The organism is Paenibacillus sp. J22P59 (genome assembly GCF_059383895.1).
Genome location: NZ_JBXENX010000001.1, coordinates 226152 through 250435 on the forward strand (window position 1 = coordinate 226152; position 24284 = coordinate 250435).

General features: G+C 44.5%; 29 protein-coding genes. 23 read left to right on the top strand and 6 right to left on the bottom strand.

Annotated elements, in window-relative coordinates:
• The first annotated feature begins 18 nt into the window (after positions 1-18).
• The 6 genes from AC50YO_RS01130 to vanT all read left to right on the top strand — a co-directional run bounded on the left by AC50YO_RS01130 (position 19) and on the right by vanT (position 6011).
• On the top strand, positions 19-588 hold the full coding sequence (locus AC50YO_RS01130) for a GNAT family N-acetyltransferase (protein WP_494842222.1): 570 nt from the start codon (positions 19-21) through the stop codon (positions 586-588).
• Complete coding sequence (locus tag AC50YO_RS01135; RefSeq protein ID WP_494842224.1) at positions 572-1036, top strand: GNAT family N-acetyltransferase; 465 nt, start codon at positions 572-574, stop codon at positions 1034-1036. The genes AC50YO_RS01130 and AC50YO_RS01135 overlap by 17 nt, the downstream gene beginning before the upstream one ends.
• An 89-nt stretch (positions 1037-1125) precedes the next feature.
• Positions 1126-1776, top strand: coding sequence for an HAD family hydrolase (locus AC50YO_RS01140; protein WP_494842226.1), 651 nt, complete (start codon positions 1126-1128; stop codon positions 1774-1776).
• Positions 1777-1980: 204 nt separating this feature from the next.
• Entirely contained in the window at positions 1981-3033 is a 1053-nt protein-coding gene (gene vanG / locus AC50YO_RS01145; RefSeq protein ID WP_494842228.1) for a D-alanine--D-serine ligase VanG, read from the top strand.
• 4 nt (positions 3034-3037) lie between these two features.
• Positions 3038-3877 (top strand): D-alanyl-D-alanine carboxypeptidase family protein, encoded by an 840-nt coding sequence (locus AC50YO_RS01150; protein ID WP_494842230.1) that lies wholly within the window; start codon positions 3038-3040, stop codon positions 3875-3877.
• A complete protein-coding gene (gene vanT / locus AC50YO_RS01155; protein ID WP_494842232.1) occupies positions 3870-6011 on the top strand; it encodes a serine racemase VanT catalytic subunit in 2142 nt (713 codons plus the stop codon). The genes AC50YO_RS01150 and vanT overlap by 8 nt, the downstream gene beginning before the upstream one ends.
• A gap of 56 nt (positions 6012-6067) precedes the next feature.
• On the opposite strand, the gene AC50YO_RS01160 is transcribed toward vanT, so the two are convergent.
• Positions 6068-6877: an alpha/beta fold hydrolase gene (locus tag AC50YO_RS01160; protein WP_494842234.1), complete on the bottom strand. Its 810-nt coding sequence runs from the start codon at positions 6875-6877 to the stop codon at positions 6068-6070.
• Positions 6878-7113: 236 nt separating this feature from the next.
• Here AC50YO_RS01160 and AC50YO_RS01165 point away from each other — a divergent pair, with 236 nt between their 5' ends.
• The 11 genes from AC50YO_RS01165 to AC50YO_RS01215 all read left to right on the top strand — a co-directional run bounded on the left by AC50YO_RS01165 (position 7114) and on the right by AC50YO_RS01215 (position 13831).
• Positions 7114-7701, top strand: a complete 588-nt coding sequence (locus tag AC50YO_RS01165; protein ID WP_494842236.1) for a sulfurtransferase TusA family protein — start codon at positions 7114-7116, stop codon at positions 7699-7701.
• 20 nt (positions 7702-7721) lie between these two features.
• The gene (locus AC50YO_RS01170; RefSeq protein WP_494843199.1) at positions 7722-8876 is read left to right on the top strand and encodes an MBL fold metallo-hydrolase; all 1155 of its coding nucleotides are present in this window, start codon (positions 7722-7724) and stop codon (positions 8874-8876) included.
• A 12-nt stretch (positions 8877-8888) separates the two neighbouring features.
• Entirely contained in the window at positions 8889-9116 is a 228-nt protein-coding gene (locus AC50YO_RS01175) for a sulfurtransferase TusA family protein (protein WP_494842242.1), read from the top strand.
• 87 nt (positions 9117-9203) lie between these two features.
• Complete coding sequence (locus AC50YO_RS01180; protein ID WP_494842247.1) at positions 9204-9590, top strand: rhodanese-like domain-containing protein; 387 nt, start codon at positions 9204-9206, stop codon at positions 9588-9590.
• Between the two features lie 114 nt (positions 9591-9704).
• Positions 9705-10490, top strand: a complete 786-nt coding sequence (locus tag AC50YO_RS01185; protein ID WP_494842250.1) for a sulfite exporter TauE/SafE family protein — start codon at positions 9705-9707, stop codon at positions 10488-10490.
• A gap of 34 nt (positions 10491-10524) precedes the next feature.
• Positions 10525-11007 carry a DsrE/DsrF/DrsH-like family protein gene (locus AC50YO_RS01190; protein ID WP_494842252.1) on the top strand — a complete coding sequence of 161 codons (483 nt, stop codon included), beginning with the start codon at positions 10525-10527 and terminating at the stop codon, positions 11005-11007.
• 72 nt (positions 11008-11079) lie between these two features.
• Entirely contained in the window at positions 11080-11346 is a 267-nt protein-coding gene (locus tag AC50YO_RS01195; protein WP_494842254.1) for a metal-sensitive transcriptional regulator, read from the top strand.
• A gap of 34 nt (positions 11347-11380) precedes the next feature.
• The gene (locus AC50YO_RS01200; RefSeq protein WP_494842256.1) at positions 11381-11698 is read left to right on the top strand and encodes a rhodanese-like domain-containing protein; all 318 of its coding nucleotides are present in this window, start codon (positions 11381-11383) and stop codon (positions 11696-11698) included.
• Between the two features lie 34 nt (positions 11699-11732).
• Entirely contained in the window at positions 11733-12092 is a 360-nt protein-coding gene (locus tag AC50YO_RS01205) for a rhodanese-like domain-containing protein (RefSeq protein WP_494842258.1), read from the top strand.
• 190 nt (positions 12093-12282) lie between these two features.
• Positions 12283-12852, top strand: a complete 570-nt coding sequence (locus AC50YO_RS01210) for a sigma-70 family RNA polymerase sigma factor (RefSeq protein WP_494842260.1) — start codon at positions 12283-12285, stop codon at positions 12850-12852.
• Entirely contained in the window at positions 12842-13831 is a 990-nt protein-coding gene (locus AC50YO_RS01215; protein WP_494842262.1) for a hypothetical protein, read from the top strand. The genes AC50YO_RS01210 and AC50YO_RS01215 overlap by 11 nt, the downstream gene beginning before the upstream one ends.
• Positions 13832-13957: 126 nt before the next feature.
• On the opposite strand, the gene AC50YO_RS01220 is transcribed toward AC50YO_RS01215, so the two are convergent.
• The gene (locus AC50YO_RS01220) at positions 13958-14428 is read right to left on the bottom strand and encodes a GlcG/HbpS family heme-binding protein (protein ID WP_494842266.1); all 471 of its coding nucleotides are present in this window, start codon (positions 14426-14428) and stop codon (positions 13958-13960) included.
• Positions 14429-14593: 165 nt separating this feature from the next.
• Here AC50YO_RS01220 and AC50YO_RS01225 point away from each other — a divergent pair, with 165 nt between their 5' ends.
• Both AC50YO_RS01225 and AC50YO_RS01230 read left to right on the top strand, forming a co-directional pair.
• The gene (locus tag AC50YO_RS01225) at positions 14594-15181 is read left to right on the top strand and encodes a TetR/AcrR family transcriptional regulator (RefSeq protein ID WP_494842269.1); all 588 of its coding nucleotides are present in this window, start codon (positions 14594-14596) and stop codon (positions 15179-15181) included.
• Complete coding sequence (locus tag AC50YO_RS01230) at positions 15178-16260, top strand: DUF418 domain-containing protein (protein WP_494842272.1); 1083 nt, start codon at positions 15178-15180, stop codon at positions 16258-16260. The genes AC50YO_RS01225 and AC50YO_RS01230 overlap by 4 nt, the downstream gene beginning before the upstream one ends.
• A 60-nt stretch (positions 16261-16320) precedes the next feature.
• Here AC50YO_RS01230 and AC50YO_RS01235 read toward each other — a convergent pair whose 3' ends face one another.
• The 3 genes from AC50YO_RS01235 to AC50YO_RS01245 form a co-directional block, all read right to left on the bottom strand.
• On the bottom strand, positions 16321-17196 hold the full coding sequence (locus AC50YO_RS01235) for an aminoglycoside phosphotransferase family protein (protein WP_494842274.1): 876 nt from the start codon (positions 17194-17196) through the stop codon (positions 16321-16323).
• A gap of 40 nt (positions 17197-17236) precedes the next feature.
• Positions 17237-19363, bottom strand: a complete 2127-nt coding sequence (locus tag AC50YO_RS01240) for a heavy metal translocating P-type ATPase (protein ID WP_494842276.1) — start codon at positions 19361-19363, stop codon at positions 17237-17239.
• 245 nt (positions 19364-19608) lie between these two features.
• Positions 19609-20370 carry an SDR family oxidoreductase gene (locus AC50YO_RS01245; protein WP_494842278.1) on the bottom strand — a complete coding sequence of 254 codons (762 nt, stop codon included), beginning with the start codon at positions 20368-20370 and terminating at the stop codon, positions 19609-19611.
• A 227-nt stretch (positions 20371-20597) separates the two neighbouring features.
• On the opposite strand from AC50YO_RS01245, the gene AC50YO_RS01250 reads away from it, so the two are divergent.
• Positions 20598-21158, top strand: coding sequence for a GNAT family N-acetyltransferase (locus tag AC50YO_RS01250; RefSeq protein ID WP_494842280.1), 561 nt, complete (start codon positions 20598-20600; stop codon positions 21156-21158).
• Positions 21159-21170: 12 nt separating this feature from the next.
• The gene (locus AC50YO_RS01255; RefSeq protein WP_494842285.1) at positions 21171-21359 is read left to right on the top strand and encodes a hypothetical protein; all 189 of its coding nucleotides are present in this window, start codon (positions 21171-21173) and stop codon (positions 21357-21359) included.
• A gap of 56 nt (positions 21360-21415) precedes the next feature.
• Here AC50YO_RS01255 and AC50YO_RS01260 read toward each other — a convergent pair whose 3' ends face one another.
• Positions 21416-21895 carry a MarR family winged helix-turn-helix transcriptional regulator gene (locus tag AC50YO_RS01260; protein ID WP_494842289.1) on the bottom strand — a complete coding sequence of 160 codons (480 nt, stop codon included), beginning with the start codon at positions 21893-21895 and terminating at the stop codon, positions 21416-21418.
• Between the two features lie 155 nt (positions 21896-22050).
• Here AC50YO_RS01260 and AC50YO_RS01265 point away from each other — a divergent pair, with 155 nt between their 5' ends.
• Positions 22051-23433, top strand: coding sequence for an MFS transporter (locus AC50YO_RS01265; protein WP_494842292.1), 1383 nt, complete (start codon positions 22051-22053; stop codon positions 23431-23433).
• A 193-nt stretch (positions 23434-23626) separates the two neighbouring features.
• A complete protein-coding gene (locus tag AC50YO_RS01270) occupies positions 23627-24235 on the top strand; it encodes a YhcN/YlaJ family sporulation lipoprotein (protein ID WP_494842294.1) in 609 nt (202 codons plus the stop codon).
• Positions 24236-24284: the final 49 nt, after the last annotated feature.

Below are 24284 nucleotides of genomic sequence, written 5' to 3' on the forward strand. Positions count from 1 at the left end.
GCAAAGGAGTTGATGGCAATGCCTCATCTAATAGGCGACAGAATTATTTTACGGGAGTATCGATTAGAGGATTTGGACGCCATGAGAAAATGGTGCAATAACGCTGAGATTACTTATTTGTTATCCGATGTATTTTTGTACCCGCATACTTTACCGGCAACGGAAGCTTATCTTAACTCCCTACTTGAAGGCAAGTCGGAGCAGGTAGGCTTTATCATCGCACATAAAGATTCACAGGAGTATATTGGCCAAATCGATTTGGCTCATATCGACTGGAAGAACAGAAGTACGGAGATGGCGATGGTCATTGGGGACACCGAGATGCATAATCAGGGGCTCGGAACCGAGGCTATCCAATTGTTGCAGCAATTTGTGTTTCTGGAATTGAACTTGAACAGGCTTCAGCTTAGCGTTCATGACTATAATGAACGAGCGATCAGATGCTATACGAAATGTGGGTTTAAGGAAGAAGGAAGACTAAGGCAGAAGCATTATTCGAGAGGGAGGTACTCGGACTTAATCTATATGGCGATCCTTCGTGAAGAATATATGCAGGGCAAAGAAGGAGACAATGAATGTGGAACTTAATATAAAACGACTCCATCAGGATCAGGAGATACCCTATGAGCTGTTAATGCTCGCAGATCCATCGAAACGCTTGATAGACGAGTACTTGACTGAAGGCATCTGTTATTTGGCATATGCACAGGATCAGATTGTTGGTGAGTTTGTATTGCTGCATCGGTCACCTCAAACGATCGAGATTATGAATATAGCAGTGAAAGAAGAGCTGCAAGGGCAAGGGCTCGGCAGACAGCTCGTCCTCAAGGCAATAGAGGAAGCAAGACAGCTTCAAGCAGCAGCCATTGAGATAGGGACGGGCAATTCTAGTATTTATCAGCTGCGATTATATCAGCAATGCGGATTCAGAATAAAGGGAATTGACCATGATTTCTTTGTCAGAAATTATGAGGAAGAGATTTATGAGGATGGCATCCGATGCAGGGATATGATAAGGCTTAGCCTGGCTTTGTAAAAAGATTTCTTCGCTGGCTTTACAGCATTTCATGCTGAAAGCTCGAATAAGCTTGAGGATTTCATTAGATGATTCAGAGGGAGAGCCTTATGAAAATGAACTATAGCCATATTCTGTTCGATCTTGATGGAACCTTAACTGATCCGAAGGTGGGAATTACGAAAGCTGTTCAGTATGCTCTCTCACGGATGGATCGGGTAGAAGAGGATCTAGATAAGCTGGTCCCTTTTATCGGTCCGCCCTTAGCCAGCTCTTTCATGGAAACCTATCATTTCTCTGCTGCTGAAGCTAGCCAAGCTATTCAATATTATAGAGAATATTTTGTAGATAAAGGCATGTATGAGAATGAGCCATATCCAGAAATAAATGAATTGTTGGAAATGCTGGTCGCGCAGCAGCGAACCTTAATTGTAGCCACTTCCAAGCCAACGCTGTTTGCTGAGAGAATATTGGAGCATTTTAATATGAATCATTACTTTCAATGGATCGTCGGGAGCAACTTGGATGGCACGATGTCAGATAAGACTGAGATTATTAAACATATCATGGAGGCGAAGCAGCTAGAGGCAAGCTCGACCGTTATGATTGGCGACCGGAAGCATGATATTATCGGAGCGCATAATAATCGAATCGCTTCTATAGGTGTGGGCTATGGCTATGGCAGTGAGGAAGAGCTCACAGCGATAAATCCAACCTGCCAAGTAAGCAGTGTGAAGGAGCTTCTTACTATATTTGCATAGCATTCTAATTATTATTTAATGAAAATAAATAAAAGCATAACATAACTTAAGGTAAAATTTAGGTTTAGCCTACTTCTTTTTAAACTGTTTTCTCTATCCTAATGAAGTGAAGGACAAGAGCACACGGTAGGTAAAGAAGTAGGCTTTTTGGCGTGTCCTTCTATTATCGCTAACGATCTAGACCATAATAGGGGGATGAAATAAATGGAGAAGCAAAGGATTGCAGTATTGTTCGGAGGTAATTCTACTGAGTATGAGGTATCCCTAAACTCAGCCGCCTCTGTAATTGATCAGCTTGATACAAATAAATATACGGTTGTAATGGTTGGTATAACACGAGAGGGGCATTGGCTTCGATATACCGGCAGTACGCAACAGATTCGTGAGGATCAGTGGCAGAAAGATAGAGGGTGCATGCCTGCGTTCTTTTCCCCTAGCAGAGACATCAGGGGGCTGATTGAGCTCGCATCTAATGAATACCGCATTACCCCAATAGACATTGTATTCCCGATGCTTCACGGCAAATATGGTGAGGATGGCACCCTGCAAGGGCTTTTGGAACTAGCGGGTATTCCTTATGTAGGCTGCGACATGCTGTCCTCTGCGATTTGCATGGACAAGGATATTGCCCATAAGCTGGTGCAGGAGGCGGGCATTGATACAGCTCGCTCAGTTACCGTATTCGAGGGGGATGACATCGAACAAGCTATTCAGAAGACAGAGTCGCTCGGATTTCCGCTTTATGTGAAGCCAGTTAAGTCGGGCTCATCGCTCGGCATTACGAAGGCCTTCTCCAAGCAAGAGCTGCTTGCCGGCATCAAGCTCGCTTTCACCCATGACAATAAGGTCGTTATTGAAGAGAATATTGCTGGATTTGAAGTAGGCTGCGCAGTTCTAGGCCATGCAGAACCCATCATCGGAGTGATTGACGAAATCGAGCTGGCAGGTCACTTTTTCAACTTTGATGAGAAGTATTCCTTAGAAACCTCACAAATACATCTGCCCGCCAGAATTGATGAGCTTACGGCGAACAAGATAAAGGATGCGGCGCTCCTAATCTATAAAACATTAGGCTGTAAAGGGTTCGCAAGGGTTGATCTATTCCTTGCTAACGATGGGCGTATTGTCTTTAATGAGGTGAATACGATTCCCGGCTTTACTGCCAAATCCAGATACCCCAATATGCTTCGCGCTAGCGGAATTACTTATTCAGAGATTCTTGAAAGGCTGCTGCAGCTAGCTATTGCGGAGGGCTGATCAGATGAAAATACGGAACGGGGTTATAACAAGCAGACAGCCGCATCTTATACCGTATAATGAGCTTCGTATGGAACCAGCAGCCGTGCATCGCGGCCATTTAATACTGGTGAACCGTGACCATCCGATAACACAGACAGAGGAATTATTAGTCCTTGAATCAGTAAGCCATCTACAGCCTGCTGCGCAAGCAGAGCAGCAAGAGATGCTGCTGGAGCAAACTTGCTTGCAGAAGCTGTTCTTATTATGGCAAGCGTCTGGCGCAATGGACGAGATTATCATTGTAAGTGCCTACCGCTCCAGAGAGGAGCAGCAGGAGCTATACGAAACCTCGATGAAGCTTAATGGCGCTGTTTTTACAGAAAGCTATGTTGCTTATCCGAATCAAAGCGAACATCAGACAGGGCTTGCTGTTGATGTTGGAGAAAATGTGAGGGAAGTGGACTTCATTTGTCCGTCCTTCCCTGAACGAGGTGCTTGTCAGTCCTTCAGGCAGCTAGCTACTGACTATGGTTTTATCCAGAGATATAAAGAAGGCAAAGAGGCCATCACTCATATTGCTTGCGAGCCTTGGCATTTCCGCTACGTGGGCTATCCGCATTCCGTAATTATGGAGCATCATGACATGTGTTTAGAGGAGTATATGGCGTTTTTGAAGCTGCATGCTTTTCAGCAGAGGCATCTTTATTTCGAGCAGGGCGAGGGCATCGTAGAAATTTATTATATCGCAGCAGATCATAGCGATACCGTTATTCCTATTATTGCTGGCAACAAATCGCAGTGGTCAGGCAATAATCAGGACGGCTTCATTATTACGGTATTCCATAATCACTATCATGAATAATAGACAGCAGTATGGCTTAATCGATCCATTCCGGATCGCGGCAGCGATACTGGTCATTGCGATTCATACCGGTCCGTTAACGTCTTACAGTGCCTATTCTGATTTCTTGCTCACTGGTATTATTGCACGGTGTGCGGTTCCTTTTTTCTTTGTTGCTGCGGGATTTTTTCTCTTTCAGAAGCTGACAGGGGATACGCAACAGAATAGAACTATTGTTCATGGCTATGTTCGTAGAATCGGTGTTTTGTATCTCATAGCGATTGCCCTTTATGTACCGATTAATTGGTATGCAGGATATTTCAAGACAGGATTCAATCTGGCTGATTTGGTACAGGATTTGATTTTTGATGGCACGCTATATCATCTATGGTATTTTCCTGCATTGATTATTGGCGTTTATTTCGTCTATTTTCTATATGAGAAAATGTCCGCAGCATCTGTTCTATTATTAGCCATGATGCTCTACGTTATCGGCCTTCTAGGGGATAGTTATTACGGTATTACAGCACAGAATGAACTTTTATTGAGAATTTATTCCGATCTATTCCATCTGTTTGATTACACGCGCAACGGCTTGTTTTTTGCCCCGTTATTTCTCGTACTTGGAGCATGGACAGCTAAGTGCTCTGGATCTGCTCAATCAGCAAAGGCGAATAGAATAGGCTTGGCTGTATCAATCATATTGTTATTTGCAGAAGGAATTCTGCTGCATCATTACAAGCTGCCCCGGCATGACAGCATGTATATTTTTCTCGTTCCTGCAATCTATTATTTATTCCAATTGCTGGTTGGACATGGAGGGAAGGGTGCTCCCTATCTTAGGCAGTTAAGCACTTGGCTCTACATTTTGCATCCAATAGCAATTGTGGTGGTACGCGGCATCGCCAAGCTAACGGGCTGGAGCGAGGTATTGATTGATAATAGCTTGATACATTTTGTTGCGGTTACAATGTTGTCATTCGGGCTTGCAAGTATAACCGTATGGCTCATTCCTTCCGGTAAGCAATCGAGCAACAGCCATAAGGCTTGGGCAGAGGTGAACTTGGCTCATCTGAAGCATAATTTATTGGAGCTGACTAATGTCTTGTCGCCGGATTATAAGATGATGGCTGTAGTCAAAGCAGATGCTTATGGACATGGAAGTGCCCGTATAGCTCAATCTCTTCATGACGCAGGATTGAGAGAGTTTGCGGTGGCAGAGCTATCCGAGGGTATCGCGCTGCGCAGACATGGTATCAAGGGTGAAATTCTAGTGCTGGGGTACACACCTCCGCATCAATTTGGGGAGCTTTGCCGCTATAAGCTCACGCAGACCGTTATTAGCGCTTCCTATGCTAGAGCTCTTCAAGCACATGGCAAGAAAATAAATGTCCATATTAAGATTGATACCGGGATGGGGAGGCTTGGGGAGCGCTTTGAGCATCTGGACGAAATCATTCGTATGTATTCTCATTCGAATCTGCAAGTAAAAGGGACCTACAGCCATCTATCGGTGCCGGATAGCCAGCAGCAGGAGGATATCGCTTATACATGGGAGCAGATTGAGCGTTTCTATGACGTTGTGAGGAAATTAAAGTCTGAGGGCATTGATCCCGGTATTGTTCATATTCAGAGCAGCTATGGAATTCTTAACTATCCAGAGCTAGATTGCGGTATGGCTAGGCCGGGAATTGCTTTGTATGGGCTGCTTGGGAAAGAAGACGACAAGCTAAATACGAGCGTTTCTTTGCTGCCTGTCCTTTCTCTGAAAGCAAGAGTCAGCTTGGTCAAAAGCGTGCCAGCTGGAGCTGCTATCAGCTATGGGCGTCATTATCGGCTGGAGCAAGACAGCATAATTGCGACGGTTACAATAGGTTATGCTGATGGATTGCCAAGAACGGTATTCGATAATGGCGGCCATGTCCTTGTCAGAGGACAGAGAGCTAGAATCGCCGGGAATCTCTGCATGGATCAGATGATGATTGATGTGACTGCCATTGCGGGAGTGCAAGAAGGCGATGTCGTTACAATCATTGGACAAGAAGGGTTAGAGCGGATTACAGCAGGACAGGTTGCCCATCAATCGGGCACGATTACGAACGAGATTGTAAGCCGGATAGGGAATCGCGTTGCGCGAGTATACATTGACCATTAGTTAAGAAGAGCATGGAGTAAGCGGTGGTTCGCTGTCTTCATGCTCTTTTTATCATTTTAGGAAGTTAGGAACTGAAGGAGCAGCGCATTAAACTCATCTGCCTGCTCGATCAAGGAGCCATGTCCGCTGTTGGTAAGCGGGAAGAGCTTGGCATTCTTAATTCGCTGCTGTACGAGCTCGGCGCTCTTGAAGGGAATCAACTCATCATGAACACCATGGAAAATAGCGGTTGGGACTTGAATCGCCGCTAGATCTTTATTCACATTTTGCTCTGCTGCTTCACGAAAAATTTTGATGGTCGCGTAGGAGGCCGATTCAAGGCCGAGGGATACGAACCAATCGAGCATCGCTGGACCTATATTGCGATTGAAGAACATTAAAGAAATATCATGAAAAAATTTGGGGCGATTCTGGTAAATTTGACTGATAAGCAGATTAGCTTGTTCTGGGGGGGCTCCATAGGGCGAATCAGGAGTTTTAGCGAATGCGGGTGCCACGGCATCTACGAGAACTAGTTTATTAATGTGTTTGCCGCCGTACCGGGACATATAGCGGAGAGAGACAGCGCCGCCAAAGGAAAAGCCTAACAGCGTCGCGTCTTCAATCTGAAGGCTCTGAAGAACGATCGCAAGGTCGTCAGCCATCCGATCATACGTATAGCCGCCCCATGGCTTATCGGATTGTCCATTGCCTCGAATGTCCATAGAGACGATACGAATGCCATGCTCAGGCAGCACATTGAATTGATATTCGAACATCTTGTGATTTAGTGGCCACCCATGCAGCATGAATAGAGTGTGGCTGCTGGAGCCGGGATTTAAGTCTTGAACGAATACATGAACGCCGTCTTCAACCTCTACATACATAATCGATATCCCTCCTTTATCCAATGGAACAAATGCAACGTTAGCTCTTTAAGGTATATGACATGATCCATGTATTTAAGCTGTTACATTAGGTTGACAAGGGAATGATTTTTGATTATATTTATACCCATAGGGGTATACGTATACTTCATAATTGCTTTTTCTATATAGGGAGGTGATTAAAAACATAATACAACTCATTACTTTGGCTAGATAAATGGATGGAGGCAAACAAAATGTCAACAAATTTGAATATACAGGCAGATCAAATATTAGATTGCAAAGGGCTTGCGTGCCCGATGCCGATTGTAAGAACGAAAAAAGCGATAGAGATGTTAGACGAAGGCAAAGTAATAGAAGTTCAAGCGACGGATAAAGGCTCCTTGGCAGATATTCAGGGCTGGGCAAAAAATACGGGGCATCACTATTTGGGCACCGTTCAAGACGATGATGTGCTTAGACATTATCTTCGGAAGTCAAGCGCTCATGAAAGCAAAGAAGACAAGAAGTATCTCCACACGGCTACTAATGCAGAGCTTGAAACAAAGCTTGCGTCCCTTAATGGTATAACGATATTAGATGTGCGTGAGCCCGCCGAGTTTGCTTTTAATCATATTCCGAATGCCGAGTCCATTCCGCTAGGCGATCTGGAGAGACGCAGTAGAGAATTAAATCCAGACGATGAGATTTATGTGATATGCCGTACAGGAAGTCGCAGCGATATGGCAGCTCAGCTGCTGGCTGACAAGGGATTTAAGAAGGTGCTTAATGTTATTCCGGGTATGGCAGAGTGGACCGGTCCTACAGTAACAGCGAATAACTAATAGAGGGGACAATGAAGATGATGACGACAACCAAGACCACAGGCTTGCAAGGAATGACAGCGAAAGAGCTTACGCGGTTGGTCCTTCATAAAGAGGAATTATTCATTCTTGATGTTCGCAATGAGAGTGATTTTAATGATTGGAAAATTGAAGGCGATAAGATCGAGGCGATTAATGTACCTTACTTCGAGCTGATAGATGGCGTAGAGGGCATTCTGGATCAAATTCCAAGCGATAAGAAACTGCTGGTTGTATGTGCAAAAGAGGGCTCTTCTATTTTTGTTGGTGAACAGCTCGTCGAAGCTGGACGAAGCGAGGTCTACTATTTGGAAGGCGGCATGAAGGCTTGGAGCGAGCATCTGGAGCCAGTGAAGGTGGGTGATCTCAAGGCAGGAGGCTCGATCTATCAGTTCGTGAGAATCGGCAAAGGCTGTCTTTCCTATATGGTGCTCTCAGGAGGAGAAGCGGCTGTTGTTGATACCGTTCGGATGACCGATGTGTATGAAGAATTCGCTCGGCAGCATGGTGTTCAAATTAAGCATACGCTGGATACGCATCTCCATGCGGATCATATTTCAGGCGGCAGAAGGCTCGCTGAAGCGGTTGGTGGAAACTATTGGCTTCCTCCCAAGGATGCTGATGAAGTGACCTTTAATTACGCTAAGCTTGAAGATGGCAACGCCATTACTGTTGGGCATACCACGATTCATATTGAGCCTGTCTATTCACCAGGCCATACGATTGGAAGCACCTCCCTGATTATTGATGGCCAATACTTGCTTACAGGCGATATCTTGTTCGTTGAATCGATTGGCCGTCCTGACTTAGCAGGTAAAGCAGAGGATTGGGTAAGTGATCTGCGCAATACGTTGTATACCCGTTATAAAGAGCTGCCGCAGGAGCTCATTGTACTTCCCGCTCACTTCGGCAAAGTGGCTGAGCTCGGTGAGGGCGGTCTTGTCTCTGCCCGGCTGTCTGAGCTGTATAAGCATAATCGCGGCCTGAATATTACGGATGATAGCGTGTTTAGAGCTATGGTAACAACAAACTTACCGGAGCATCCGAATGCTTACCAAGAAATCCGCCAAACGAATATGGGCAGGATCGCACCAAGCAATGAAGAGCAGAGGGATATGGAGATTGGTCCAAACCGCTGTGCTGTTCACGAAAACTAAGGAGGAATTAAAATGAAAACTGATGTGACTGTAGATACGAAAGGAATGGCATGTCCGATACCGATCGTTAAGGCGAAGAAAGCTTTGGATAGCTTGCAGGAAGGCCAGACGATGGAAGTGCTATCGACCGATAAAGGCTCGATTAATGATTTTCAAGCTTGGGTGAAGCAGACGGGGCATGAGCTTCTCAAGCATGAAGTGGATAATGGTGTATATAAATTTTTTGTTAAAAAAATATAATCGCTCAAGCATAAGGGGCATCTGCATGATTGGCTGGAGTATGTCCCTTATTGATATTCAGAAGAGATGAGATGCGGGGGAATCTTGATGGACAGCAGTACATTCATTACGATTGCAATCATTATTGTAATTGGCTGGTTTATTGCTTCGCGAATGAGTGGAGCTAAAGGGTTGAAAGCATGGAATGACAGCGAATTCCAAAGGGAATTGAGCAGTTCTTCTGCACCTATGTTAATCGATGTGCGTGAGCCGCATGAATATAAGGGCGGGTACATTACGGGTGCCCGCAATATTCCTTTGTCACAGCTGAATCGAAGACTGGCGGAAATTCCTAAGGACTGTGACCTCTTCTTATATTGCCGAAGCGGAATGCGCAGTACTAATGCAGCACGAATTCTTCACAAGCACGGCTATACGAAGCTGAGTCACCTGAAGGGCGGCATCAGCGCATGGAGCGGCAAGGTGTCTAAATAGAAAACAGATGTCGAGCCATGCCTTTTTATATACTTATAGGGGTATTGGTAATACGCAAATTGAAATGACAACTAAGAATCTCCTGCTAGGCGCTATCAGGAGTAGAGGTGGCTTATGGACTTGGATTTGGGCTGGATTATTACGTTGTTCGCTATTGGCTTTATAGGCTCCTTCCTATCGGGTATGGTGGGTATTGGCGGCTCCATTATTAAATATCCGATGTTATTATATATTCCGCCAGCGCTAGGGTTTATTGCTTTCTCTGCTCAAGAGGTATCTGCGATTAGTGCTATACAAGTATTTTTTGCTTCATTCGCTGGCATTTTTGCCTACCGCAAAGGCAGCATGATTAACAAAAGGCTCGTTCTATATATGGGTATCCCTATCGTTGCAGGAAGCTTCCTCGGTGGGTACGGCTCGAAATTTCTGCCCGATTCGGCTATTAATCTGACCTATGCGATCATGGCGCTGATCGCGGCCATCATGATGTTTCTGCCTAAACAAGGAAAGGAAACGGAAGATTACGCAAAGGTTCAATTCAATGGCACCATAGCCTCAATCTCCGCGCTTGTTGTAGGTGTACTGTCAGGGATTGTAGGTGCGGCAGGAGCTTTTATTACGATTCCTATTATGCTCGTTATATTAAAAATTCCTACCCGTGTTGCAATAGCGTCTTCCTTGGCGATTACGTTTATTGCCTCAATCGGATCAACTGCGGGTAAAGTGATGGGCGGACATATGCTGCTCATACCGTCGATTGTTATGGTTATAGCCAGCATTATGGCTTCGCCTATAGGAGCCAAGCTTGGACAAAAAATGAATACTACAATTTTGCAATGGCTGCTGGCTTTACTGATTACAGCAACAGTCATTAAGATATGGCTGGATATATTATTCTAATCATTATACGAGCATACAAAGGGGAAGATTTGATATGGAGACAACGAAACAAAAAACGACAATCGTATTATTCAGCGGGGATTATGATAAGGCAATGGCGGCATTCATTATTGCGAATGGTGCTGCAGCATATGATCATGAGGTTACCATTTTCTTCACCTTCTGGGGCCTTAATACGATGCGTAAGGAAGAGGCTGTCAAGACAAACAAGGGATTATTGGAAAAAGCATTTGGCTGGATGATGCCGCGCGGAGCTAATAAGCTGGGGCTGTCCAAAATGCAAATGGCTGGAATGGGGCCGAAAATGATTAAGCATGTTATTAAAAAGCATAATGCATTAACGCTGCCTCAGTTGATTGAATTAGCACAGGAGCAGGGTGTTAAGCTGGTAGCCTGTACGATGACGATGGATTTATTGGGACTGCAGGAAGAAGAATTATTGGACGGTTTGCAGTATGGCGGGGTAGCTGCTTATTTGGGGGATGCTTCAGAGGGCAGAGTCAATCTGTTTATATAAGGATGTTGAATTTATTTTTTTTGAGCTATAATATACCCATACACGTATATGTGAAAGGTGGGCAAAGCAGCTATGGACTACAACTACTCGAATGAAATGAAAACTCGGCTGAGAAAAATTGAGGGACAGGTACGGGGTGTGCTCCGTTTGATGGAGGAAGGAAAGTCTTGCAAGGACGTTGTCAGCCAACTATCTGCCGTTCGTAATGCAGCTGATAAAGCAATGGCACAAATTGTAGCTGAGAATCTTCAGCAATGCATATTGGAAGAACAGCTAGCTGGCGGAGATACTAGCAAGCTAGTTAAAGAAGCGGTGGAATTACTGGTGAAAAGCCGTTAAGAGATAGAACAACTCAGATCAGGAGTGATAGATAATGGGTTTTCAACCAACGAAAGAAATAACACCTGAACAATTGTCAGCACGCTTGCAACAGGGTGAGCGGATCCGAATGATAGATGTGCGTGAGCCTAATGAGTGGGCAGCTGGCCATATCGCTGGCGCTGCACATATTCCGCTCGGACAATTGCTGGAGAGGCAGGATGAGCTGGATTCGCAGCAAGAGATGATTATCATATGCAGAAGCGGGGGCAGGTCTGCACTTGCATGCGAGCTGTTGAGTGAAAAGGGGTTTGATGTTGTCAATATGACGGGCGGACTGCTTGCATGGACAGGTGACCTCACTACGGACTAATTTTTTGCAAATAGGAATAGGAGGGTGGGAACTCATGTCTTTTGTTCTAGTGCTGCTTGCAGCCATCATCGGCTGGTTGGTCAGAAGAGTCTGGCCGGTCAAAGGGCTTACCTTCGTGGCGGAGGAAGTAGTCAATGACCCGCCGAATCTGCTGCCAGCACTCAAACTGCTGGACGTACGTGATGCTGCAGTGTATCAGGAATGCCATCTGGATGGGACGATTAACATATCATTGGGCAGATTGCCATTCGTGTGGCAGCAGGAATTAACGCCCAATGATCCTGTACTCATTCTGTCAAATAATCGCTATACTAGCAAAAAAGCAGCACGTATATTGAAAAGCCATGGCTTTCAGCAGTTATATGCGGTTCGTGAGCCATTATGTGTTTCATAAAAAAATAAATGGAAAGAAGCTCGCAGTATTTGCGGGCTTCTTTCCATTTATTTTGCAGCAAGGGATAGTGAAAAGATTTACAATATAAGTTATTGCCTATTATAAATAAAAATAAATTTATTTTATTTAATTTGAACCTTTTTCCAGAAACAAGCCAATAACCTGAGTAATGCATGATTGGAGGCCAGCCATGGAAGAACAGGAAATGAAGCTTTGGCTTACCCGGATGAGTCAAGGCGAGGAAGAAGCTTTTGGAAAGGTATATGAGGCAACGCGCGACCATGTCTACAAGCTAATCTATTATTTGGCACAGAACGAGCAGGACACCGCGGACATAATGAGTGAGGTTTATATAGAGCTGTTAAGAAGCATAGCTAACTATAATCAGGAGCAGAGCTTTCGCTCTTGGTTCAATGGTCTAATAGTGAGACAGGTGAAAAGCTGGAAAAGGAAAGGCTGGCGGCTTTTCCGTATCATAGAGAGGCTGAAAACTACCCGTGAGGCGCCTCTTTTTCATAATGCCCAAGAAAACATTGCTGAACGGATGGCGTTGATGCCTTTGGTGGCTGATCTGCCATACAAACTGAGAGAAGTAGTCGTACTTCGATACTATGAGGATTATGCTTTGGACGATATTGCTGAGCTGCTCGAAATTCCTTTAGGCACTGTCAAATCCAGACATCACCATGCGCTCAAGCGCTTGCGTCATTTGTTTGATCACCAGAATAGGAGAGAGGAGAAAGAAGAATATGTCTATTGAGCAGAAGCTGCAAGAAGAATACAAGCGGCATGCCCGGCATCTTGTTGTTCCAAGAGCGCTGGACTCACGCATGCTTGATGCTTACAGAAGCCAGAAGGAACGGGCAAAGGATGGAAAGCCTTCACCTCGATTTATAAAAGTGCCGCGACTTGCGACGATAGTTGTAGTCATTATGTTGGCAAGCGGGTTCGCCTATGCTGGGGGTAAGCTATTATATGAGAACACCGCAGGCAATCTATCTATTGTTGTTGAGCAGCACGAAGGATTGCAGTTCACGCAAGTAGAGTTAGCCAGCATCAAGCAGAGTCTTGATGAGGTACAGGAGCAGCTGCTGCCAGGCGAGAAGGCGATTGTTTATTTCAAATCATTCGATAATAAAGAAGCTCTGCATAAGCAGCCTTTTCTACCCGTATCGCAACCGGAGATTCTAACAGATTTCGCAGCTTGGCGTGCACGATTGGCAACTGATCAGCAATTTTACTCGATCCCTGAGCAGTTATTGGGCAGCTATCACTATAGCGGGGGGATGAACGGGTATCCTTTCGGCGCTTTTGTAGGAGTGGAGGCGCAGGATCTGCTTAAAGAAGCGAGAGTGGAGAGCAAGCGAACAGGGGAAGAGGTGGTATGGCGCAAGCTTCAAGCCTCGGACGATACGTTTATGCAATCTTATACGACGATGTATAGGAATGATAAGCAAGAGAAGCTTTATTTGACGGTAGAAAAGACGGCGGTGGATTCTTCTATAAAGCAGTTATGGAAGGTACCTAGCTCTATTGCTTATGAGGAGCTGGAGGTTAACACCCATGCAGCGCATTACACGTCTATAGATCAATTCTGGTATACGGATAGTCATTTTTTGCAGGAGCTAACCTGGCTTGTTGAGGATGAGAGCTATACCTATCAGTATCGGATGAGCTCCGACTCGACTAAGCTGACGAAAGAGCAGCTATTAGCTGCTGCTCAAAGCTTACAGGAATAGCCCAAGCCACTAGGTCTAATAGTACCTAGTGGCCGATATAAATTCAGGAAACATCACTTTTTGAGCAGCCTTGTTGAGGCTGCTCAGTCTGCTGCCTGAGCTATGGAGGGCGATTCAGCAGCCTGACTAGCTAAAGCATTGGTTAGAACCAATACGAGCAGTGGCAAACATGACATTGCTGTTACCGCTAATGCTCTCAAAGGCTTGAACCGCAGCGTTGGCTACTTCAATGTCTTGCGCACTCGTTCCTCCGCTGACCCCAATGCCTCCAACGATCTGGCCTTCGCTTACGAGAGGAATGCCTCCTCCAAGGATGACAAGCCGGCCATGGTTAGTCGTATTAATGCCGAAGGTGGGGCCTCCAGGAAGAGCTGATTGTGCAAGGTTGGCGGTAGGCATTTGCATGGCTACACTCGTCCAAGCTTTATTCTGAGAAATGTCGATGCCTGCAATTCTCGCATTGTCCATACGATAGAATGCGATCAGGTTGGCACCGTCATCAACGATTGCGATATCACTGGAAAGTCCCAATTGCCTTGCTTTTTGTTCTGCGATAGCCAATAATCGTTTGGCTGTCTCCAAACTAAGCTTAATCACATCATCCACTCCCTTAACATACTAACGCCTTTATAAGCTATGGTCATTTCCCCAGTTTGGTGAACAGGATTAGTACCGGCTCTGAAATAGCTTGCGATAGAATGATCCATTTTGTATACTGTGATTACCGAACGGTAAGTAAACTATAAGGAGTTATAACAGTCCATGAATAAAAAATCGACGTATGCTAATATTTTGGAAATTGGTTATCGCTTATTTGCTGAGCATGGCTTTGACAAGACAAGTATGGCGATGATCGCGAAGGAAGCAGGGATATCAAAGCCGGCATTGTATTACCATTTTTTATCAAAGGAGACGATGATTGATGTTTTGTTCGATGAAATAAGCAAGAGTATTGCATTTCCCAATTTTTTTAACCTTCAGGATTATGTGAAAAATAATTTTGAAGAAAAGCTGATCAATGATGGGCTAAACCTAATTCGTCAGCAGGCAGAGGACGACAATTATTCACGAATCATGAACCAATATCAAGCATTAAGCTATCGGGATTCCAAGTACTCTCAAAAATTGTTGGAAATTGTGAAGGGATTCACACTAGGGTTCGTTGAAATATTGAATTACGGAGCTTCACTGGGAGTTCTGGATCGCAAGGATAGGCTGGTTGAGGCACAACTGCTGACGATGATCATTGAGAGTATAGATAACTACATGAGCTACGAATTGGATTATCATTATGAGGATATTTGGATTCGAGCGGTGAAGCTGATTGTATCAGGGAATATGGTGAAATGAGCAAATCGTCGCAGCGGATAACCGCACTTGATTATGCAAGAGCATGGGCCATATTCGGAATGATTATGGTGAACTACAAGCTCGCGATGCAGGCAGAAGACAGCGGCGAGATATGGCTTAGAACAATTACGGGATTATTCGAAGGAAGAGCTTCCGCTTTATTTGTGCTGTTGGCAGGTATCGGAGTGTCCTTGCTGACTGCGGGGGCGAGACTGTCCATGAATAAGGAATCGATTCAGCTAAGTCGGAACGGATTGTATCGAAGGGCATTATTTCTAATTATTCTAGGCTTGTTTTTGTTGTTATTGGGCTGGAGTGCGGATATTTTACATTATTATGCAGTTTTTTTACTCGTAGGAGCTGCTTTATTCACTGTATCTGATCGTAAAATCATCGGGTTGTTCACGGTAATTCTACTAGCTTCACAACTGCTACTTATTCTGTTTGATTATAGTAAAGGCTGGGATGAGAGCTTTCATGAGTATACAGACTTTTGGACAGTTGAAGGCTTCGTCCGCAATCTGTTATTTAATGGATTTCATCCATTTTTTCCATGGGTTTGCTTTTTTCTGTTTGGGATGTGGATGGGGAGAAAACGCTGGTATGAACCGCATAATCGCCAGAAGCTGGTGCTTTACTCCCTGTCAGGCATGATTATTTTTGAAGCGATTTCTTATTTTCTAATCCACCAGTGGACTTTCCCTGTATTCGACAAAGAAGCAGCTGTCTATTTGTTCACGACTAAGCCGATGCCGCCAACAATGCTGTATGTCCTCTCTGGAACATGCTCGGCTGTAGGGATCATTGCAATCAGCCTTTATATGGTTGACAAGTGGAAGAATTCTTTATGGACACGGACATTCATTCATACAGGTCAGCTGTCATTATCCCATTATATAGGTCATATTGTATTCGGATTAGGATTTCTGGAGGCAATAGGCTATTTGGAGAACAAAAGCCTTTCTTTTGCAATAGCATATGGGATTGGCTGTTTCATTATAGCTCTGGTTTTCTCATATGGATGGAGGAAATACAAGGAAAGAGGTCCGATCGAGTTAATAATGAGAAAATATTTCTGAAAAGCTGGAAAAAGACCAAGACCAAGTCGATTGGGACGACTTGGTCTTGGTCTTCACTAGCTACTTGATTGCTGCAAATTCCTCTATAATAGCATCAATTGTACTTACAGCAAGAGCGGCAATAGCTGCATCTTGCTCATCATATGTGATTAGAGCCTTCCATAATGCCCATCCGCGGGCCCGATTCCACGTTTCGTTATCGCATGCCAGAGATTGGAAAAATGTTTCTCTGCTCTCCTTATCGAAGAATGTCCATGCCATTGCATAATCACAGGAGGGATCACCAATCCCAAGTATGCCGAAGTCGATAACGCCAGAGAGCCTTCCATTATTCACAAGAAGATTCCCTCGTGCAATATCGCCGTGTACCCATACGGGACTGCTGCTCCATTGCGATTGCATAGCCAAAGACCAAATTTCCTGTAAGAGATCTACTGGCAGATCGGATTGGTGTTTTTCAAGAGCTCTCTGTGTTTCTTCTTGATAAACAGACAGTCTGCCGCCCCGATAGAAGTTATGCTCTCCTGCTGCAGGTCCGCCAGAAGAGTCAATGGCTTGCAGTTCCTTGAGAAATCCCGCCAAATCACTAGCAAATTGATGGAGATCGGGAATCCTATTCTTATTTGCGGTATCACCTGCAAGCCATAAATTTATAGACCAGGGATAAGGAAAATCTATCGTAGGCTCTCCTTTTTCAAGCGGTGTTGATATCGGCAAAGATAAGAAGGGCTTTAGCTTGGGCAGCCAATAACATTCTTTTTCTACTTGTGGAACATAATGAGGTCCGCTAGGCAGCCGGATGCTCATCTGATCTCCCAAGTGAAAGGTATGATTATCATGTCCACTTTGCTCGACAGGAGTGATGGGTAGACTCGCCCATCTAGGAAACTGATCAAGCACGAGCTTTTGTACTAATTCGGTATGGATGTCAAACATAGCTATTCTCCCGTATAACTGATTTTTGTATCATCTTGCTTTAGGATTTAGCAGAGCGTTTTGTTTCAATGAGCAAGGTCAAGCTTACGATGGTGACGAATATAGTGGCACCCATATCTGATAGAATAGCTATCCACAGCGTCAGCAGCCCAGGTATCGTTAGCAACAAAGCGATCAGCTTAAGGCCAAGCGCTACTGCAATATTGAAACGAATGATGCGGTTCACCCGTTGCGCAACGGAAATAGCTTCAGGCAGCTTGCCCAAATGGTCTTGCATAAGGACAATATCGGCCGTCTCGATGGCACTATCCGTTCCTTTTCCCATGGCAATTCCGAGGTGAGCAGAAGCAAGGGCAGGAGCATCGTTAATGCCATCGCCGATCATGGCAACTTGACCGCTTTCGGACAGCCTTCTAATCTGATTGACTTTATCCTCGGGAAGCAGGCTTCCATAATAAGACGAGACGCCAACGAGAGCAGCTACTTTCTCAGCGGTTTTGGGATGATCACCTGTCAGCATAACCGTTCGTTTAATTCCAAGCTTATGAAGAGCAGCAATGACCTCCCGGCTTTCTTCTCTTATTTCATCAGCGATACCGAAGATACCTAAGACGTTGGAGGAATCCGCCACGATTACAAGTGTCAGGCCTTCCTCCTTAAATTGATTAATGCTCGATTGTATGTCAAGCGGAAGGGCTAGATGTGCGATACTTTGTTCGTTGCCAAGAGAATAAGCTTCTCCGTTAATAAGCGCCTTCACACCGCTCCCGGCAACTGTCTCAATATGATCTGCAGCGGAATACGATATGCCGAGGCGATCAACTTCTTTCAGGATAGCTTTGGCAAGAGGGTGAGACGATGCTTGCTCGATCGCTGCTGCGATTCTGTACAGTCTTTCTTGGTCGTACACTTCGGTTTTAGCGACATGGGGCTGTCCTTTGGTCAATGTGCCTGTCTTATCAAAAGCAAGCGTGTCTATTTTTCCTAATTGCTCTAAATAGACGCCTCCTTTTACCAGAATGCCATGGCGGGCATTACGCGTAATACCCGAAACAATGGCAATCGGTGAAGATAAGATTAACGCACAAGGACAACCGACTATTAACACCGATAAGCCCTGATACAGCCATTTCATCCAATCTCCATTGAATAGAAGCGGGGGCACCAATATAAGGACAGCTGACGCTATCATAATAAAGGGCGTGTAGTACTTGGCGAATTTATTAATAAAAAGCTCAGTCGGCGTCTTCGTTTCTTGGGCTTCCTCAACAAGATGCAAAATTTTTGCAAGGGAGGAATCTTGGTAGGCTTTGTCTATTTGAATGAGAAGCACGCCTTCATTATTAATGCTGCCTCCAAATACAGGCTCTCCTGCAGCTTTATCCACTGGCAGAGATTCACCCGTAATAGCAGCCTCATTAACCGAGCTTTTTCCTTCATAAACCACACCGTCAGATGGGATTTGCTCACCTGGCTTCACCCTAACCTTGTCTCCAGCCAGAAGAGAGGAGCTTGGAACAATGATTTCTTTCCCATCTTCGATCTTGAGAGCTTCTTTGGGTGCTGCTTGAAGCAAGGACTCCATAGAGCGCCTTGCTTTCTCCATTCCGTAGCCTTCCAGTAATTCATTGAGTCCGAAGAGAATAGCGACGAGTGTCGCTTCTCGCCATTCGCCAATCGAGACAGCGCCTATAAGAGCAATTGTCATTAACGTATCGATATTGAAGGTTAATCGAAATACATTTTTGAGCCCCCTCCAGAACGTTGTATAGCCGCTAATAGCAGCAGCCGCCAAATAGAGGAGGATCACAGCTTGGCGATCAAGCACACCATCTAACAAGAGAGCAACTGCATAAATAGCGCTTGAAGTAAGCAGTAGGCGCAGCATCTTAGAATTACCGCCTGCATCATGGGTATGATCATGCCCATGGTGATCCTCACCGGAATGATGATGTCCATGAGTGCCATCTGCTTTTGTTTCCATATATGCGCCTTCTGATTGTAATACCTTAGTCAAATCCTGTATTGAAATCTGAGGATCAACGGTAAGTTTGCCGGTATTGAAGCTAAGCTTTGCATTCTTCCCATGCTCCAATTGTTTGATCTTATGCTCCAGTTGTTGAGCGCAGCCGCCGCAAGAAAGGCCTTTTATGCGATATTCATTCATCGGTCAACCTTCTTTCCTGACAATATATGAATACTTGTTCATATGATATTCAATGTTTTTAATTATGTCAACCTAATTTATCCAATTTCCTCGAATAGTATAAATAATGGGCGGATTCATGACGGATCATACTATTTATTAGGCCAAAGCAATAAAAAACGGAAGAATTGGACGAGTAGCTCTGTCCAATTCTTCCGTTTTTATCGTATATGGCAGGATAGTCTTCTTACATCCTAATTTGACTTTTAATAAGCACTCCAACCGCCATCAGCGGTAACGATTGTTCCGTTGACGAAGCTGGAATCGTCTGAAGCCAAGAACAGGGCAACTGACGCAATTTGCTTCGGATTGCCAGCTTCTCCGCGTTGTAAGGCCATGCCTGACATCGCTTGCTCTAAACCATGCGGATCGGGAGCGCTTATGCCTACGCCTATATTGGTTGCTACAGCACCCGGAGCTATTGCATTACAGCGAATGCCTTGCTTGGCATATTGGAAGCCAACGTTCTTGGTGAGACCAATAACGGCATGCTTGGAAGCCGTATAGGCAGCACCAGCGCGTGAGCCGAACAGCCCCCCGACGGAGGCAGTATTAATAATAACTCCGTTTCCTTGCTTCGTCATAATCGGAATCGCTTTACGAATAGCTCTCATCGGGCCCGTAACATTGACATCCATGACGCGCTCCCACATTTCGTCTGTAACCGCAGTTACAGACATCATTTGGTCCATAATTCCGGCATTATTTACTAGAATATCGAGTTTGCCATATGAATCTACGGCTGTATCTATCATTCGAGCTATATCTTCTTCCTTCGTAACATTCGTGACGACTCCTTGAGCTTGTCCGCCAGCAGAAGTGATTTCCGAAACAACCAAGTTAATGGCCGCTTCATTCATATCTGCAACGACAACTTGAGCTCCCTCTTGCGCAAATAAGATAGCAATTTCTTTTCCCATACCTGAAGCAGCGCCTGTTATCACAGCAGTTTTCCCTTGTAGCTTCATTGTCATCATCCCTTCAGTGAGTAGAATCGCTTATTCATTGCTAGGCTTAGATCATGTTGTATGTCATTATAATAACTAATATTCTCCATTACTATGACATATATCTCATTTTATCATTAAGAACGACGTGATTGTACAAAATCTAACAGTTGATTGCTGATATAATCGGATTGTACTAGAGTTGATAAGAGGACAGGAATAGATGGATTAAAAGGAGGGGGACAGCAATGAAGCTGTACAGTCAAGGCAGCCTAACAGTAAGGCTGCTCAGGGAAGAGGATGCGCAAGTGCTGGTAAAGTGGTTGAGTGACGCTCGCGTACTGGAATATTATGAGGGCCGGGACCATGTGCATGATCTTGCGATGGTAAGGGAGAATTTTTATAGTCAATCCGATAGTACGAGATGCCTGATTGAGTATGAGGCTCAGCCTATCGGGTATATTCAATATTACAGATTGACTGAAGAGGACTGCCAGCATTATGGGTACGATGGATGTACGGGGCAACTATTTGGGATGGATCAATTTATCGGGGAAGTGGAGTATTGGAATAAAGGAATCGGCACAGAGCTTGTGCGATCCATGGTTCAATATTTAACAGCCGAGCAAGGAGCTGATCGGATTATTATGGACCCCCAGGCATGGAATGAACGAGCGCTGCGCGTATACGAGAAATGTGGATTTATTAAGAAACGATATTTAGCGAAGCATGAATGGCATGAAGGGGAATATAGGGATTGCTGGATTGTTGAATATATTCCAAGCTTCAAGCCAAGCAATTGTACATAGAAGAAAGCCAATATGTTTTACCAATTAACAGAGGGCTTCTTATTTAGTGAATCCAGCGTACTAGTGCTGGTGGGTGAAAAGGAAAAAGTACTATTAAAAAAATCGGCTCTTCTTATTGTCATAAGCAATAAAAAGAGCCGGGGTTATGTGGTGCCTAAGATAAGTCATGGCATTTCCCTTGCTGAACCTGCAGGATTCTAATCAAGCAGCAGTTAAAGCGTGGATGCAAGAGCGTGAGCTTTCGCAAGAAATGAACCTTATTTGAGCTCATCTTCACAAGGACTGGACATATCTTTATCGGCAATAAGCTGGATAAGAAGCTCGAAAAATTGCTCGCGTTGTTCGATAGACAAGTTTCCAAGTAATTTCTCTGCAATCTCTGCCTGAAAGGCTAGTACTTGCTCAATATTGCTTTGCGCGAGCTCGGTAAGCTCTATCAGCGTAGCTCTACGATCGGTCGGATCGGGAATACGAATAAGGAGATGCTCTTGTTCAAGGGCATCGACAAAATCGGTGACGGTACGAGCTTTAATGCCTAGCTTAGTTGCCAGCTCATTCATGCGAATCTTGCCTGATTCCGACACAACGGACAGGAGACGCAGTCTCGGTCCCGTAATGGAATAGGGCAATTCAAGAGCAGCTAGCTGGGTTGCAAATTCTCTTTGTATATATTGGGTTGTACGCACTAATACATGAATAACGTCAATTGCTGCTGAAGGATTGGAAGGGGGGAACATAAAACGCCTCCTTTGAAGATAATGAGTAATCTCATTATATTATATACTCATTAATTTGATTCAGCTATCTTGACAAAATAGTGAGCATACTCAATAATATATTTACAGAGGTGACTCACTATATACTTGTTAATCAAATAGAATGGAGGGAAATTATGAATGAACCTGCTTTGAATAACGGCGATAAGCTGCTTCGAGTTCTGGTCGTTACTCTTATATTTTCAGTAATGAATGGCACTATGTTCAATGTTGCTCTGCCAGAGATAGGTAAAGAGTTCGATTTGATTCCCTCTCAAGTGAGCTGGATGATGACTGCATATATGGTTGTATATGCGATAGGGTCAGTGGTGATGGGGAAGCTTGCGGATAAATATCGTCTTAAGGATCTTCTAACTTATGGTCTTATCCTCTTCGCAATAGGCTCCATTGTGGGGTTTGTCTCCTCCGAATATTGGATGATTATTGTCGGGCGTATACTACAAGCATCCGGTGCTTCCGTGCTTCCAGCTACCGCAATGATTATTCCCATTCGTTATTTTTCTCCAGAGAAGCGGGGACGGGCACTTGGAACTTCTGCTGTCGGATTAGCGCTCGGAAGTGCGCTCGGGCCAGTCGTCGCAGGCTTGCTTACCACTGTAGGAAGCTGGAGATTGCTATTTATTATTTCATTGCTTCCGCTCTTGACATTACCTTTCTTCCGAAAGTATTTGGACGACGCGAAGGGAAGAGTGGACAAGATTGACTATTTGGGCGGTGGATTGCTGGCCGCCACAGTTGCACTCTTCTTGCTTGCCATTACACAGACGAATGCCATTCTATTACTGGCGGGAGTGATTATGCTCGTCCTGTTCATTGTTCGCATTCGCAGTGCCGGCGTTCCTTTCATTAAACCGGTTTTATTCCGTAACAAAAGCTTCTCTATAGGATTATTGATTGCCTTTGTTACAACAGCGATGAGCTTTAGCTTAACGTTCATAACACCGCAGTTTTTGAATAAACTGAATGATCTGACACCAGGCGATATCGGCTTTGTCTTATTCCCGGCAGCAATTGCTTCCGCAATAATGGGACGCAAGGGTGGTAAATTAGCTGATGAACGAGGCAACTATACGCTTATTTTCATCGCATCTATTCTGATCTTCCTTTGCTTCGGACTTCTGAGCACCTTAATTGGTTCGTCAGCGTATATCATTGCCATTATTCTTATATTGGGCAACGTAGGACATACCTTTATGCAGATTGCGATGTCGAATACGATTTCCCGAACACTGCCGAAGGAGGAGACCGGGGTAGGCATGGGGCTACTGTCTATGGTCAATTTTATATCGGGCGCCATTGCAATGAGCGTTATCGGTAAACTGCTTGATAATGGCTCCGTGTCTTTTCATCTAAACCCATTGATTACAAATGGGGTGGCCTCTATATACAGCAATATTTTCGTCGTACTGGGCATTTTAATTATAGCGGTCGCTGCCTTGTATCGCGTTCAATTCGGCGCTGTTGCTCTTACAGCCCGAGTAAGTGAAAAGAAGCAATAAACAGCAAGCTAATGTAATGAACAGCGGAGGGTCAACCGAATGGGGTTGGCCCTTTTTGTATGTCAATATGTTCATTTATCTTCTGAAAAATCACATTAAAATAAGTAACCGTCCATAAAGCGATCCTAATGTTTGGCACTTATATTTGCCTTCATTGTGCATAACCTAAAGCCAAGAAAAAGGGGGTTGAATGATGAACAAATTAATAAAATCTTCATTATCATGTGCATTGTTAGTATCACTTGGCTTAATGTTGACGGCTTGCGGCACTCATCCGGTTGAAAAAACAGAAATGAAAGCAAAGCATGAGGTAAGACGTATTGAGAACAATATGACCCCGAACATGGCGCTTGGTGCAGGTAACCGGGTGATTACGGGAAGGGATTCCACTGTATCGCCCGAATATGCGCCGAATGTTAACCGCGTGCAAATCAAAACGAACAACAGCAACAATATGCATGTTAATGTCAATGATCACAAGGAAAAGCAAATGTCCCGGGATGCCCGCACTATTAAAGGAGTCTCGAAAGCAACCGTTGTTGTTCACAATAAAAACGCAGTAGTAGGTCTTGATCTGAATACCAACCAAAAGAAAAATAACGTTGAGCGTCAAGTGCATAATACATTGAAGAAAAAATATCCAGGGTACACGATCCATGTAACGACAGACAAGGGCATTCATCAAAGAATTCAATCCGCCTATACAAATAGAACGAATGGTCATCCTGTTCAGAACTTTGCGAATGATGTCGGCGTAATTATTACCGATATTGGCCGCACGATTACTGCACCATTCCGCTAAATGAGCAGCATCCGACAGCTTGAATAGAGCTGTCGGATCTTTCTCCTCT